Here is a 13,481-nt window from a genome sequence, read left to right as displayed (position 1 = left end):
ACGCCTCAAGATCTACAACCGTCACGAGACATAAATGATCGGCAAACCGATCTATCCGCGCAAGCGCCGTTGCAGTACTAGGGCCTGTACGGACTTCGGATCTTTAGATGGGTTGAAGGCTTCGGAGCCACAAGATGGCTCCGCGTAGATGAAGGCCCGCGAGGTAGCTTTCGGGGGTCTTGTCGAAGCGGAAGGCCAGCCCGCGCCACTGCTTGATTCGATTGATGCAGCGTTCGGCCGTGTTGCGCTGCTTATACAGCTCTGGATCATGACTGACCGGGCGGCCACCATGGGAACCGCGGTTCTTACGGTGGGCCGCCTGGTCGCTCTTTTCCGGGATGACGGCCTTGATGTGGCGTCGACGCAGATAGAGGCGGTTGCCGCGGGAGGAGTAGGCCTTGTCGGCGGCCACCGCGGCAGGGCGGGTGCGCGGGCGGCCGACAGGCAGCCGGACCTTGATACGAGCCAGGACGGTGCGAAACTGCGGGCTGTCTCCGGCTTGCCCCGGGGTCAACACGAAGGACAGCGGACGACATCGCCGGTCGGCCGACAGGTGGATCTTGCCGGTCAGCCCACCCCGGGAGCGGCCCAGCCCGGCTGCCGTCAGCCGTATTCGGCGCCGCCGTCGTAACCGCCGGCGGTCGTCTTCGCGTTTCCCATCGTCACCGGGTTCACCGGGTTCGCCGTCTTGGGGGTTTTGCCCCTTTGGCGTAGCCCCTTTTCCTGTTCGGCGGCCTTCTCCAGCGCCTCCAGCAGCTCGGGATCCATGATCATCCCGGCGGCGTGGTGGTGGGCGCGGACCGTAGTGGAGTCCACGCTGACCAGGTCGAGGTCGGCCTGCCCGCGGGCAGCGGCCTCAGCGATCATCGCCTGCATCAGCTCTTCGAAGACGCCCGTCGCCGCCCACGACCGGAAGCGGTCGTAGACCGTGGACCACGGTCCGTACTCCTGGGGCAGATCCCGCCACGGGCTGCCGGTACGAAACCGCCACATCACCGCATTGAACTGCTGCCGCAGGTCCGGAATCGGACCGCGCTCACCCAAGGGCAGATGAGGATCGATCAAGGACCATTCGTCATCGGTGAGCTCTCCACGCGCCATGGCCATGGCCTACCAGGGCGGCAAAGCACCGCGCAGGCAAAACCCGCTGATCTCAACCTCGTACAGGCCCTAGGACGGAAGAAGATGCAGACAATCAGTCATCTTCTCGTCGTAACGCGCGTGCCTGGGCGAACGACGACGACGCCATCGATCGCGGTATCGTCCAGCTCTTGGCTGAGTTGACCGGCCGCGAGATCCGCCTCCTCGACGCGGCCGCGATCCGCCACGCGATCCTCGATGGCCGGTCCGTCAAGTACCGCAGTCGCTACGTGGCCAAGGCAATCGAGGAAGACCCCGACAGGTTCCTGCCTGCGGTCGAGGGCGTCGAGCCCAGTCCGTCGCTGAGAATCGCCCCAGACTGGTGCGGTCACTGCGACGAGCGCACCCGGCAGATGGAACTTAGCGACAACACTGTGGCGCGCTGCCCGGCGTGCCACCCACTCGTGGCTAAGAGACCTGCGTCATGACCAGACGCAAAGCACCGTCCTGCTTGAGAAGACACCGCAGACAGCCTGCGCTTTCGACGTCACGGAAACATCCGACCCGCCGCCCTGCCGAGGTGCCAGCCGCAACGTGCGGATCTACGCCAAGGTACGGCGGCAAAGCGGCCCCGACTCCAGTACCGCCAAGCACGTCGCCGGGGCCGTACCCCTACTCGTCAGCAACGAACGCATAGGAGCGCCTCTCATCATGACCGCATCCACCACTCGTAAACAGCGGACTCCGCACATCGTCTTACCAAGTGGACCGCCCCGCCTGACGCCTAGCGCCGCCACGGAACTGCTCGCCATCCTGCTGGAGGCTCACCAAGCCATGCTTGTCAACCGCCCCAACGCCGCATAGGACCCATGAACACCATCCGCTTCGCCTTCTACGGCCGGGTCTCTACCGAGGACAAGCAGGATCCCCAGTCCTCGCGAGGCTGGCAGATCACCCGCTCCCGCGCGCTCATCGAGTCGCGCGGGGGCGTGATCGTCACCGAGTTCTTCGACGTCGACAAGTCCCGCTCAATCCCCTGGCAGCGCCGCCCGCACGCGGCGGCGCTGCTCGCCGAATTACGCAACCCCGACCGCGGCTTCGACGCGGTGGTGATCGGCGAGCCGCAACGAGCCTTCTACGGCAACCAGTACGGCCTGACCTTTCCCGTCTTCGAGCACTTCAGGGTTCCGCTCTGGGTGCCCGAGGTGGGCGGCCCCATCGACCCGAACAACGAGGCCCATGACCTCGTCATGAGCGTGTTCGCCGGGATGAGCAAGGGCGAGCGCAATCGCATCAAGATCCGCGTGCGCAGCGCCATGAAGGCCCAAGCCCAGGTGGAAGGCCGCTTCCTCGGGGGCAGGCCGCCGTACGGCTATCGCTTGGCTGATGCCGGCCCCCATCCCAATCCCGCCAAGGCGGCCGAAGGCAAGCGGCAGCACCGATTGGAACTCGACGAGTTCGCCGCTGCCGTCGTGGCCCGGATCTTTGGTGAGTTCCTGGAAGGCCGTGGTCTCTACGCCATCGCCGAACGTCTGAGCGCCGATGGCATTCCCTGCCCTTCGGCCCACGACCCGGGCCGCAACCGCCACAGATCCGGGATCGCATGGTCCAAGAGCGCAATACGGGCCATCATCACCAATCCTCGCTACACCGGCCGCCAGGTCTGGAACCGGCAGCGAAAGGACGAGGTCCTTATCGACGTTGACGACGTCGGCCTCGGCCACGCCACCAAGCTCCGCTGGAACACGCGCGAGGAGTGGGTGTGGTCCGATGAGATCGCGCAACCGCCGATCGTGACCGCAGAGGACTTCGAGGTCGTCCAAGAGTTGCTCGCCGGGCGCGGTGGGCGGCAGACCGGCCGCCGCCTCAAGGCCGCGAGCCACACGTACATCCTCCGAGGGCTGCTCTTCTGCGGGGTATGTGATCGACGGATGCAGGGCAACTGGTCCAACGAGGCGCCGTACTACCGGTGCCGCTTTCCCGAGGAGTACGCCCTGGCGAATCGGGTCATGCACCCTCGCAACGTCTACATTCGAGAGGACGCGATCGTTTCGAAGCTTGATCGCTGGCTGGGGAGGTTGTTCGTTCCTCACCGAGTCGATGAGACGCTCGACCTTCTGGTCGAAGCCCAGCGGATCGAGCCGTCGGAGCATGAGAGTCTCGCCGTGGCGCGGCGTCAACTGGCTGAATGTGATCGAAAGCTCGCCCAGCATCGCGCCGCGCTGGAGGCGGGCGCGGACCCTGCCGTGGTCGCCAGCTGGATCCGAGAGGAACAAGCCAAGAAGATCCGAGCCGAAGCACAGCTACGCCGTGAACCGAACCGCAGGCGGCAGCTCACCCGAGACGACCTTGCGAAGGTGATGAACACCATGGGTGACGCAGTACGACTTCTGGGAAAGGCTGAGCCGGTCAGGAAGGCCCGGCTGTACGCCGGGCTCGGCGTTCGGCTGACCTACCACCCCAGCAAACGAAGAGTCCTGGTCAGCTCTACGTCTGACCAGGACCTCATGGGCGAATCGAACGTGTCCGAGGGGGGACTGGCCCGCGCACTCGCTGATCGTGGTCGCCGCGCTCGCCGCCCCCGGTCTCGTCATCGAGGTCGAGGGCGTCGCCGCCGTCCCGCGCCGCTGACTCCGGACGGCCTTCCCGATCCCGGCCGTCCCGGGCACGTTTCTCCGCGTGCCCCCTGGGTCTCAGGTGGTGGTGATCGTCAGGTCCGCACGGGCGCGGACGTCGTCGCGGGCGTGGAAACGCTCCTCCTGAGCCGCCCAGCGGTTCCAGTGCGGGGCGTAGAGATCGCCGTCGCGCTCCAGCGCGCGGGCCCTGCGTACCTCGTCGTCCGCCTCCAGCCACAGCAGACCGCTCAGGTACGGGGCGGCGGCGAGGGCACCGGAGCCGGTGCCGTCGAGGACCAGGATCCCCTCGCCCGGGACCTCGTGCCACTCGGCGTAGGCGCCGTCCGTCCAGTCGTAGCGCCGCCACCGCGCCGGCCGGTCCAGGCTCAGCGGTCGCAGGATCCACTCGACCAGCGCGTCGACCCCTCCCAGCAGGCCGTCCCACCCCGGATAGAGATCGTCCATCCGTACGAGGGGCGCGGCCAGCTCCGCGGCCACGGCGACGGCGAGGGTGGACTTGCCCGACCCCGAGCGCCCCTCGACCGCCAGGACGCGGGTACGGCCCGCACGGGCGGGGCGGGCGCGCAACCAGCGCGAGATCCGCGACACGTGGCCGTTCACACCGGCGTCACGGGGAGGCGCCGGGACCGGCTCGCACGCGGGGCGAGGAAGCGGGTGGACCACGCCGTCAAGCATCTCAGGAGGGTGCCACGCGGGTCCGCCCGGCATCCGAGGGAGGCGGGCAGGGGGCGCCACACCGGTCCGCTCGGCACTCGGGAACTCGTCCGCGAGGGGGCGGGTTTCCCCGATCACCGCCCCTCACCGGGGGCGGTGACGCGCCGGAGGAAGGCGCGAGGCTCCCGGACCGGCCGCACGCCGGTGGAAGCCTCACCCGGTGAGACGTGGTGGACGCGAGAAAGGTTCACGTGGAGCCGAAATCGGATTTCGGCGGGGAGTCCCGCGGCGGGATCAGGGCAGGTCTCGGCCCAATGGGAGGAAGGACACGGGTACGCGGTGCTCCGGACGGGTGACCGGAGAACGAGGTCACGCGCTCCGGCGGGTGCGCCAGCGGGTCAGGATCTCACGGTCGGAGTCGCGCTCCTCGACGTCGCGGCGGCGCTGCTCGTCCTCGTCCTGCGCCAGGGGCAGCCACGCGGAGTATTCGGGGTCGTCGCGGCCGATGTCGCGGGTGCCGTCGACCTTGGTGCCGTTGTCCAGAGTGGTCGTCGCGGGGACGCGGAGGGTGCCCCCCGGCAGCATGGTCACGTTCATGGCGTGGCCTTTCCGTCGTCTCTCCTGACCGCTGTTCGCCCAGCATAGCTCCGGGGGTCGTGGCACGCCCACGATCATCCGCCGATGCCGTAGTGCCCGGCCAGCCGGTGGTACACCTGTTCGGCCTCCGCCTCCTCACCGATCAGGTCGAGCAGCCGGGTCGCCCTCCGGGTGAGCACGCAGGCGAAGGACTCGGCGAACAGCTCGGTGACGTCGTCGCGGTAGGGCGGCCGAAGACGGTCGCGGACGCGAGCGTGCAGGCCGGTCCAGAACGGAGAGTGCGAGGGCAGCCGGTCCATGTGGTCGGTGGCGTGGCCGATCTCGTGCCCGCACACCGACACCGAGGGCGAAGGGGTGCTCCCCACCCCGATCCGCCGCTGCCGGGGGTCGTAGACACCCGCGCTGCGCTCCCAGAGGCCCGCCTGCAGGGGCAGCGCGACGCCGCGCAGCCATTCGAAACCGGGAAGGTCGGGCACCGACCCGGGGCCCACCACGATGCCGCCGCTCAGGTGGGTGGTCAGGCGGGTGGCGAGAGCCTGCGGCACGGCCGCCAGCGTCAGTATCGCGAGGAGCGTTTCCGCCGGTGGGAACGTGCCAGGTTCCCAGGTGCGCGTCAACCGCGCCTCCAGTGGGCCGACGTGCAGCCAGCCGGGACGTCCTCTGCTGTGGTCGGCCAACGCAGCCGCTTCTCCTGGATCGGGGGGGGCGATCCGCCACGGCTTGCGGGCCGGGCCGGGCCGGGCCGATCCGGTCTGTTTCGCGGGCTGCGACGGTGATCATGCGAGACTACCTCTCCCGCACCCCGGCCCGTGCGGGTACGTGTCCGCCGGGGCCGTCCGCGCGTGGCCCGGTCGTGTGCCCTCTCCCCGGCTCCGTCTCCCGGTTCGCGGGCGCGGTTCCGGGGCGGGGCGTCCGTACGGCGGTCTCGCGGCCTTTCCCCTGCGATCCGCCCTACCGGTGTCCGGCCAGGATGGCGTGGTGGTCGGCGCCTTCCCGGCCGTCCGGGTCGGCGTGCACGGTGGCGGCACTCAGGCGGGGCAGGTGATGGATCAGCCGGTGCTCGGCCTCCACCGCCACCGCGTGTGCCTGGAGCAGCGACAGGTCGTCGCCGACCACGATGTCCACCTCGGCGCGCAGCGTGTGGCCCACCCAGCGCAGCCGCACCGATCCCACCCGCCGCACACCGCGGGTGGCGGCCAGGATCCGCTCCGCGTGGTCGACCAGGGCGGGATCGACGGCGTCCATCAGCCGGTGGTAGATCTCGCGAGCCGCGTCCCTGAGGACGAAGCAGATGGCCACCGTGATCAGCAGGCCGACGATCGGGTCGGCGATCGGGTGACCCAGTGCCGAGCCGCCCGCGCCGAGCAGCACCGCCAGCGAGGTGAGGGCGTCGGTGCGGGCGTGCAGGCCGTCGGCGACCAGCGCGGCCGACCCGATCCGGCGGCCGACCCTGATCCGGTAGCGGGCCACCCACTCGTTGCCCGCGAAACCGATCACGGCCGCCGCGGCGACCCAGCCGAGCGCCCTCACCTCCTGGGGGTCGACCAGGCGCCGCGCGGCCTCGTACCCGGCGAGCGCGGCGGAGGCGGCGATGACGAGGACGATGGCGATCCCGGCCAGATCCTCGGCCCTGCCGTAGCCGTAGGTGAACCTGCGGGTGGCCGCCCGGCGCCCGAGGGAGAAGGCGATCGCCAGGGGGAGCGCGGTCAGCGCGTCGGCGACGTTGTGCAGCGTGTCACCGAGGAGGGCGACCGAGCCGGAGAAGACCACGACCACCGCCTGGACGGCGGCGGTCACCATGAGCACGGCGAAGGAGACGGCCAGCACGCGCATCCCGCGACTGCTGGACTCCAGGGCGGTGTCGGTCTTGCTCGCGCTGTCGTGGCTGTGCGGGGTGAGGGCGTGGCCGGCTCGTGACAGCAGTTTCCCTAACCGGCGTCCGGCGGGCGCCTGCCGCCCGTGGCCATGCTCGTGATCATGCTCGTGATCATGCTCGTGATCATGCTCGTGATCATGGCTGTGGCCGTGTTCCCGAGGCTCGGGGTCGTCGCCTTGCCCGTTCTCGTGACCGTGACCATGTCCGTGCCCATGGCCGTGTCCGTTTTCATGGGCGGGCGCGTGCTCGTGTACGGCCTCGTGGCCCTGACCGTGGGGAGAATCGGTGCCGGTGGGCCCGTGGGGGAACGGAGAACCGGCATCCTGCTGCTCGGACATGGTTACCTCGTTTGCGACCTGTGCCCTTTTCCCGGAGTATATGTAGTCATGTATGCACGCGACAATGAATCAGGTGCCAACCCGTCGCAGGAGCAACCCACCGGCGCCCAGGTGGAGGCCGCCATCGGGGCCTTCCGGATGCTCAGCGACGCCACCAGGCTGCGCCTGATGTGGCTGCTGTCGTCGGGGGAGTACGACGTCGGCTCGCTCGCCGAGGCCATCGGGGTCGCGCGCCCCTCGGTCTCCCAGCACCTGGCTAAACTCCGCCTCGCCGGGCTGGTGCGCACTCGCAGGGACGGCCGCCGCGTGGTCTACCGGGCCCGTGACGCCCACGTCCGCGCGCTCATCGGCGAGGCCCTGTTCCACGCCGATCACGAGGTCTCCGGCATCCCGCGCCACGACTGACACGAGCACTCGACCTGTGCGCGCCAAATGGTGGCCGCTTGGTCGGCGGTGCGTCTGGTCGCGTCCGGCCGTGATGTCAATTGACAGATTAATTTGTCTAATGCTTTCATGGGGTGTGCCCACGACCGAGATGACCCTCATGGACGAGCCCGACCGTCTGCGTGTGGCGCTCACCCCGATCCGCCGCCGGCTTCTCGGCCGCCTGCGCGAGCCCGCCTCCGCGGTCCAGCTCGCGGCCGAGTTCGACCTGCCGCGCCAGCGGGTCGGATACCACCTCAGGGTGCTGGAGGAGGCCGGGCTGATCGAGCTGGTGGAGGAGCGCCCGCGACGTGGTTTCGTCGAGCGCGTCATGAGGGTCACCGCGAACGCCTTCCTCGTCGATCCCGGCGTGCTCGCGCAGGCGGACGAAGGCGACAGGGCCGGGGAAGCCGGTGACGGCGGCGGGGCCACCGGGGCCGCGGAGGTGGCCGAGGGGTTTCGTCGTGTCGCCGACCAGTACGCCGCCGAGCACCTCGTCGAGGTGGCCGCCGACACCGTGCGCGACGTCACCCGCATGGCCGCCGCCGCCGACCGGCAGGGTGTCCGGCTGCTGACGTTCACCCTTGAGGCACGGGTGCGCTTCGCCGAGCCCGGCGACGTGCACGACTTCACCGACGCGCTCGCCGACGCCCTCTCGCAGGTCGCGGCCCGCTTCGACACCCCCGGAGGGCGGCCCTACCGTCTCGTCGCCGGTGGACATCCGGCTCCCGGTCCGCGAGGCACCGGTGAACACCCGGCTCCCGTCGCGCCGGGAACCGGCGGACATCCGAGCTCCGGGGCGCCGGAAACCGATGGTCACCCGGCCTCCGGGGCGCCGGAAAACGGCGGTTGACGTTCTTCCCGGGGCCAGGCCCCGGGGTTCCCACGCTGGAGGCATCCCATGACAGATGAGCCGTTCTTCCTCGAGGTCACCATCGCCGCGCCCGTCGGCGACGTGTGGAGCGCGCTGCGCGACCCCGAGCTGATCCGGCGCTGGCACGGCTGGCACTTCGACGGCCTCGACAAGGAGATCGAGGTCATCTACTACCAGAACGTCGTGGAGTCGTCCGCCGAGCACCGGCTGGAGATCCAGGGCGGCGACCTGTTCGAGCTGGCCGACCTCGGCGGCCGTACGCGCCTGCGGGTGACCCGTGCCCCGCGCGGCGGCGACCCCGACTGGGACGCCTACTACGACGACATCACCGAGGGCTGGATCACCTTCGTCCACCAGCTCGCGTTCGCCCTGGAACGACACCCGGGCGCCGACCGGCGCACGGTCTTCCTCTCCGGCCCGTCGGCGCCGGTGCCGGTGCCGGTGCCGGTGCCGGAGGCCACCGGCCTCGCGGCGGTGGCCGGGCTGTCCCCGGGGAGCCCGTACGAGCTGGAGGCCCCAGCCGGGGAGACGCTGCGCGGCGAGATCCGGTTCCGCTCGGCCAACCAGGTCGGCCTCACCGTCGAGGGCTGGGGCGACGGCCTGTTGGTCGCGGTCCAGAATCCGCCCTCGCCCGCCAACCCGAGGGGCACCGCCATGATGGTGCTCACCACGTACGGCCTCGACGACACCGCGTTCGCCGACCTCGAATCCCGCTGGAACGCGTGGTGGGGACGTGTCTTCTCGGAGGCCCCCGCGAACGGCCAGGGAGACCCCGCCGGCGCGGAGCGGGCCCCGAACGCGTAGGCCGCCCTATGAGGATCTGTCTCGTGGATCTTGCCGGGTGGGGCGAAAACCCTGTCGACCTTGGTCTTCGCGCGGGCCTACCCTGGCCGCATGGCCCATGCGAAGACCTCCTACGTCTGCCTGCCCTGCCGGGCCTCGTACAAGCAGCCCCACCCCGGCTCCGGCCCCGGTCCGGGCCACCGCGACCGGCCCTGCCCGCGCTGCGCCGAGCCGCTGATCCACGTCGGTTCCGCCTTCGCGGCGCCGCGCCGGAGGGACGTCGCGGGCTGGCGGACACTCTCGCTGTTGCTGCACGCGGGTGTCCGCTTCCACAAGAGTTGCTGTGGTGGTCCCGGCTATCGCCCGCGCACGCCCGGCGAGGTGCGAGCGCGGATGGCGTACGCCCGGACCACCGGGGAGCCGTTCGCTCAGGCGCTGGTGCGCCGCGAGCTGCCCTGAGGTGAGGGTGATTCGATGTAGATCAGCGGGGCGGACGATCGCCTGAATCGTCGTGAACAGTTCGAAGAGCTACCGATGCGGTACCGGGCCATTGTGAAAAGCCTCTGTGATCAGAGATGTTCCGCACGTGCTTGCGATACCGCCGGACGAGCTCGCCGGTCGGGGTTGCCGCTTTCAACTCGCGAGGCCCAGTGAGACGCAGGTCGGCGGCCTGCCCTTCGTTCGGGTCGAGCGTGCCCAGCAGGGCGTGCAACGCCGCGGTTTGATCGGAGGAGGTGCCCGGAAGATCGTGTCGCCCGCTTCGAAGGGCGAGCTCTCGCAGCTGTTTCCCCAGCTCTGTGGTGATGAGCCCGGAGTCCGCCGCCGCCAACGCGTCGCGGATCACGTCACTTCCTGGGCCGGCGATTTCCACTGCGAATCACGCGCACAACTCCGCCGCTTTTATACGGCTCTGAAAGAGCAGTCCAGATTATCTCGGAGACTGGTACTACATCGGTATCTCTTCGGACTGTTCGCCGGCGTAACCAGGAGTGTGTCGGCGATGGCCTGCGAATGACCTCATTCCTCCGCATGCCCGCCTAGAGCGGTTCGCGGCGTAGTCGGCCCAGTTCTTTCGAGGTGCTTACGTCTCCGCGTACCCACTCAACTTGGTGGCCGATAACGCGCACGATAACGAGCGTTATGACCGACAGGAATGGAGTGTCCCCATGCGTCAATCGGCTCTCTACCGGGCCACCGCGGCGGCCGGCCTCGTCTGCGCCGTGCTGCTGCTGTTCAACATCCTGCGCCGCGCGGGCGTGCTGCCGGAGACCACGGTCACCCACGCCATCGCACCGTTCGGCGCGCTCGCCGGCTTACTCGCGATCACCGGCCTCTACTTGCTGATACGCGGTACGGCGGGCAGGCTCGGCCTCATCGGCTACCTGCTCAACTCGGCCGGCTTGGCCGGGGCGTTCGCGATCGAGTACACGCTGCACTACGTCTTTCCGCTGCTGGGCAGGTCCACGATCGACGGGCTGCTGTCCGGGGGCACCGGACGGGCGTTCCTCGTCACCTCGGTCGTCCTGATCGCAGGAGTCCTGACCTTCAGCGTCGCGGCCCTGCGCTCGGGCGCCCTCCCGGCCGTCGCGATCGCGTTCTACGCCGCGGGCATGATCCCCGGCTCGCTCAGGAACCTGGTGCCCGTACCGGTCTATCTGGCAGGTCTGGTGATCGCGGCCGTGGGCATCGCATGGATGTCCGCACGGCTCTGGACCGCCCAGGAGGAAACCGCCACCCTCCGAACCTCCAGCGTTTGACAGAGGGTGTGGCCGAGCCACGGAAGGCGCGGCCCGCCGAGAGACAAGCGGCCGCGTACGGTCCCGGCGGACGACGGCGCGTTCGTCGTCCGCGAGCCCGATGGCGCCAGGACGCGCTACCCGGCCGGCGACCGTCCGGCCGACCGGGCCCTTCGACATCACGATCATCGTGCCGAAGGGCCCGGTCGCTCCGTCCAACGGTGAGCGGGCCGGCAGGCCCGTTCGAGTGGCGCGAGAGACACCCGACGACGACCTGCCTGGCCACGGCCACCCTGGGCGACCTCGACCAGAACAGATCTGACGAGATACCGCTATCCCACCACCCGGAAACGTAGATGCGTGACGCGCGGGGACCCGGCCAGGCTGGTCCTTTCCAGCTCCACGCGGTGGCCGTCCAGGTGGTCGAAGAGCCGGGTACCCGCCCCGAGCAGTACCGGTGCCAGCTGGAGCTGGATCTCGTCCACGAGCCCGGCTCTCACGAGCTGTCCGGCGATGTCCGCCCCGCCCATCACGAGGACGTTCTTCTCGTGCGCCGCCTTCCGCGCCTGCCGGATCGCGCTCTCGAGGCCGTCGGAGACGAAGGTGAAGGTTCCGCTCGTCATGGACAGTTCCTCGCGGTCCTCGTGGGTGAGTACGAAGCACGGTACGGGGAACGGGGTGTCCTTCCACAGACCCACCCCCACGTCGAAGGTCCGCCTGCCCACCACCACGGCCCCCGTCGAGGCGGACAGGGTCCGATGCACCTCGGCGTCCACGTCCCGGTCGGCGTCGTCGTTGAACAGCCATTCGTGGAGCCGCTCACCTCCCTCGCCCATGGGGCGCTCGACGCCGACGTCAGGCCCGGCGACGAAGCCGTCGAGCGACACCGTGATGTTCAAAAGAACCGTTCCCACGAGATTCCTCCTCGTTGTCAGAGCCTTGGAGGTCGAAACCCCCGGCGTTCGATGTGTGTCTCCGGCGGCCGGTGGCGGGAAAGCTCATCGTCCCCCCGCCGCCGGTCAGACCGTCGAGTTCTCCGCCACCCTCACCGGGGTACGCGCCGCCCGGTCGTACAGGGCGGGAACGAGCGCGGCGAACAGCACGGCGGCGGTGACGGCGAACCCCGCCGGGTAGCCCACCGGCCCGGCCAGGAGCCCGAACCCGGCCGCGCCGGCGCCGAGCCCGGCGTCGTAGGCGAGGTTCCACGCCGCGCTCACCTGGCCGACGGCGGATTCGGGGGCGCGCTCGAACATCAGCGCCAGGGTCGCGTTCTGGGCGATGCCGAACCCCACCCCGAACAACCCCATGCCGGCGACCATCGCGAGGGGGCTGTCCGCCCAGACGAGCCCGGCGGTGCCGAGAGCGGCGGCCAGGACGGCGGGGACCAGCAGGCGGGCGGAGCCGTGGCGGTCGCCGTACCGGCCCGCCGCCCAGCGCGCGAGCGGCGTGGCGCAGGACTGCACGAGCAGGGCCACCGCGACCAGACCGCGTGACCGCTCCGGTACGGCCAGCGGGAGGAAGGTCAGCAGGACACCGGCCGCCGGTGTCACCATGGCGAAGACGAGCGCGGGCCTGGCGATCCCGCCATCGCGGAGGATACCGAGGATTCCTCTCCGAGTCCCGCCGTGGACCTCGCCGTGGCTCTCGTCCCGGACCTCGTCCCGCACCTCGCCGTGCCGCTCGGTCCGCGCTCGCCGGGAGGGCAGGCCGGGTACGGCGGCCAGCGCGAGCAGCGACAGCGCCGCCCCGGCGACGAAGACGGGTCCGTAACCGACGTGCTCGCTCAGCCAGAGCCCCAGCGGCAGGCACGCGATGGAGGGGATCCCGACGGCCACCCCGTACAGTCCCAGCCCCTCGCCGCGACGATCGGCCGGCACCAGTTCGGCGATCAGGGCGGCACCGGCGACCACCACGAGCCCGAGCCCGGCACCTCGCGCCAGGCAGATCCCCAGCACCGGGAGCATCGACGCCGACGCGGGCAGCAGGAGCGCGGGTGCTCCGAGCAGGAGCAGGCCCAGTCCCATGACCACCCGGTAGCCGTACGCGCGCAGCAGGCCGGGCGCCGCGAACTCCGTCAGCACGGTCCCCAGCATCATGGTGCCGGTCGACAGGCCCGCGCCCACGCCGCCCGCGCCGGACGTGGCCGCGTACAGGGGGACGACGGGCCCCAGCAGGTAGAAGCCGCCGAGGGCACCGAGCGAGGCGGCCAGCAGCAGGACCGTCGGACGGTTCAGAATGCGGGCGCCGTCCCTCTGGCTCTCTCGGGTCTTTCCCCCGTCCCCTTGGCCCTCCTCGCCGTTCTCCCGGTTCTCCTCGTCGAATCTTCGGGTCTCTCCGCCGTCCCCCTGGCTCTCCTCGGTGGATCCCCGGGTCTTCCCGCCGTGCTCCCGCTTCTCCCCGGTGTCTCCCCAGGCCTCTCCGGCGTTCGCGGGAGTCTCTCCGGCGGCGCTCTTCTGGTGATCCATGGGCCGACCCTAGGACGGC

Annotated in this window: 13 protein-coding genes and 2 pseudogenes; 7 read left to right on the top strand and 8 right to left on the bottom strand. The window is 70.0% G+C overall.

All coding sequences use genetic code 11. The features are described 5' to 3' along the window. Positions 1-103: 103 nt before the first annotated feature. Positions 104-1,101 (bottom strand): annotated as a pseudogene (locus tag ACSDR0_RS40910) (IS5 family transposase). A 170-nt stretch (positions 1,102-1,271) separates the two neighbouring features. On the opposite strand from ACSDR0_RS40910, the gene ACSDR0_RS40905 reads away from it, so the two are divergent. Both ACSDR0_RS40905 and ACSDR0_RS40900 read left to right on the top strand, forming a co-directional pair. Next, positions 1,272-1,568 (top strand): hypothetical protein, encoded by a 297-nt coding sequence (locus tag ACSDR0_RS40905; RefSeq protein ID WP_435294337.1) that lies wholly within the window; start codon positions 1,272-1,274, stop codon positions 1,566-1,568. Between the two features lie 381 nt (positions 1,569-1,949). Next, positions 1,950-3,068: pseudogene (locus tag ACSDR0_RS40900) on the top strand (recombinase family protein); the annotation flags it as partial. Between the two features lie 705 nt (positions 3,069-3,773). On the opposite strand, the gene ACSDR0_RS40895 reads toward ACSDR0_RS40900, so the two are convergent. The 4 genes from ACSDR0_RS40895 to ACSDR0_RS40880 all read right to left on the bottom strand — a co-directional run bounded on the left by ACSDR0_RS40895 (position 3,774) and on the right by ACSDR0_RS40880 (position 6,800). Continuing rightward, complete coding sequence (locus ACSDR0_RS40895) at positions 3,774-4,391, bottom strand: hypothetical protein (RefSeq protein ID WP_435294336.1); 618 nt, start codon at positions 4,389-4,391, stop codon at positions 3,774-3,776. Between the two features lie 348 nt (positions 4,392-4,739). Continuing rightward, positions 4,740-4,967 carry a hypothetical protein gene (locus ACSDR0_RS40890; RefSeq protein WP_435294335.1) on the bottom strand — a complete coding sequence of 76 codons (228 nt, stop codon included), beginning with the start codon at positions 4,965-4,967 and terminating at the stop codon, positions 4,740-4,742. A gap of 74 nt (positions 4,968-5,041) precedes the next feature. After that, on the bottom strand, positions 5,042-5,644 hold the full coding sequence (locus tag ACSDR0_RS40885) for a hypothetical protein (RefSeq protein ID WP_435294334.1): 603 nt from the start codon (positions 5,642-5,644) through the stop codon (positions 5,042-5,044). Positions 5,645-5,918: 274 nt separating this feature from the next. Next, positions 5,919-6,800 (bottom strand): cation diffusion facilitator family transporter, encoded by an 882-nt coding sequence (locus tag ACSDR0_RS40880; protein WP_435294333.1) that lies wholly within the window; start codon positions 6,798-6,800, stop codon positions 5,919-5,921. Positions 6,801-6,932: 132 nt separating this feature from the next. Between ACSDR0_RS40880 and ACSDR0_RS40875 the strand changes: the two genes are divergently transcribed. From ACSDR0_RS40875 to ACSDR0_RS40860, 4 genes are all read left to right on the top strand, one after another. After that, positions 6,933-7,586 (top strand): ArsR/SmtB family transcription factor, encoded by a 654-nt coding sequence (locus ACSDR0_RS40875; protein WP_435294338.1) that lies wholly within the window; start codon positions 6,933-6,935, stop codon positions 7,584-7,586. 100 nt (positions 7,587-7,686) lie between these two features. Beyond that, positions 7,687-8,457 (top strand): helix-turn-helix domain-containing protein, encoded by a 771-nt coding sequence (locus ACSDR0_RS40870; protein WP_435294332.1) that lies wholly within the window; start codon positions 7,687-7,689, stop codon positions 8,455-8,457. Between the two features lie 48 nt (positions 8,458-8,505). Then, the gene (locus ACSDR0_RS40865) at positions 8,506-9,282 is read left to right on the top strand and encodes an SRPBCC family protein (RefSeq protein ID WP_435294331.1); all 777 of its coding nucleotides are present in this window, start codon (positions 8,506-8,508) and stop codon (positions 9,280-9,282) included. Positions 9,283-9,372: 90 nt separating this feature from the next. Next, a complete protein-coding gene (locus ACSDR0_RS40860; RefSeq protein WP_435294330.1) occupies positions 9,373-9,720 on the top strand; it encodes a hypothetical protein in 348 nt (115 codons plus the stop codon). A 22-nt stretch (positions 9,721-9,742) separates the two neighbouring features. On the opposite strand, the gene ACSDR0_RS40855 is transcribed toward ACSDR0_RS40860, so the two are convergent. After that, positions 9,743-10,105, bottom strand: a complete 363-nt coding sequence (locus ACSDR0_RS40855; protein ID WP_435294329.1) for a hypothetical protein — start codon at positions 10,103-10,105, stop codon at positions 9,743-9,745. A 322-nt stretch (positions 10,106-10,427) separates the two neighbouring features. Between ACSDR0_RS40855 and ACSDR0_RS40850 the strand changes: the two genes are divergently transcribed. After that, positions 10,428-11,018 (top strand): hypothetical protein, encoded by a 591-nt coding sequence (locus ACSDR0_RS40850; RefSeq protein ID WP_435294328.1) that lies wholly within the window; start codon positions 10,428-10,430, stop codon positions 11,016-11,018. Positions 11,019-11,329: 311 nt separating this feature from the next. On the opposite strand, the gene ACSDR0_RS40845 is transcribed toward ACSDR0_RS40850, so the two are convergent. Both ACSDR0_RS40845 and ACSDR0_RS40840 read right to left on the bottom strand, forming a co-directional pair. Next, positions 11,330-11,911, bottom strand: coding sequence for a dihydrofolate reductase family protein (locus ACSDR0_RS40845; RefSeq protein ID WP_435294327.1), 582 nt, complete (start codon positions 11,909-11,911; stop codon positions 11,330-11,332). A gap of 105 nt (positions 11,912-12,016) precedes the next feature. Beyond that, the gene (locus ACSDR0_RS40840; RefSeq protein WP_435294326.1) at positions 12,017-13,462 is read right to left on the bottom strand and encodes an MFS transporter; all 1,446 of its coding nucleotides are present in this window, start codon (positions 13,460-13,462) and stop codon (positions 12,017-12,019) included. Positions 13,463-13,481: the final 19 nt, after the last annotated feature.

The organism is Streptosporangium sp. G11 (genome assembly GCF_051192615.1).
In the GTDB taxonomy this organism is placed as follows: domain Bacteria; phylum Actinomycetota; class Actinomycetes; order Streptosporangiales; family Streptosporangiaceae; genus Streptosporangium.
This window is presented reverse-complemented; position numbering and strand designations above follow the sequence as displayed.

Coding starts and splice junctions, on each gene's coding strand:
- ACSDR0_RS40865 (WP_435294331.1), top strand. CDS start 8,506: ATGACAGATGAGCCGTTCTTCCTCGAGGTCACCATCGCCGCGCCCGTC.
- ACSDR0_RS40840 (WP_435294326.1), bottom strand. CDS start 13,462: ATGGATCACCAGAAGAGCGCCGCCGGAGAGACTCCCGCGAACGCCGGA.
- ACSDR0_RS40880 (WP_435294333.1), bottom strand. CDS start 6,800: ATGCGCGTGCTGGCCGTCTCCTTCGCCGTGCTCATGGTGACCGCCGCC.
- ACSDR0_RS40890 (WP_435294335.1), bottom strand. CDS start 4,967: ATGAACGTGACCATGCTGCCGGGGGGCACCCTCCGCGTCCCCGCGACG.
- ACSDR0_RS40860 (WP_435294330.1), top strand. CDS start 9,373: ATGGCCCATGCGAAGACCTCCTACGTCTGCCTGCCCTGCCGGGCCTCG.
- ACSDR0_RS40850 (WP_435294328.1), top strand. CDS start 10,428: ATGCGTCAATCGGCTCTCTACCGGGCCACCGCGGCGGCCGGCCTCGTC.
- ACSDR0_RS40875 (WP_435294338.1), top strand. CDS start 6,933: ATGCTCGTGATCATGCTCGTGATCATGCTCGTGATCATGCTCGTGATC.
- ACSDR0_RS40895 (WP_435294336.1), bottom strand. CDS start 4,391: ATGCTTGACGGCGTGGTCCACCCGCTTCCTCGCCCCGCGTGCGAGCCG.
- ACSDR0_RS40870 (WP_435294332.1), top strand. CDS start 7,687: ATGCTTTCATGGGGTGTGCCCACGACCGAGATGACCCTCATGGACGAG.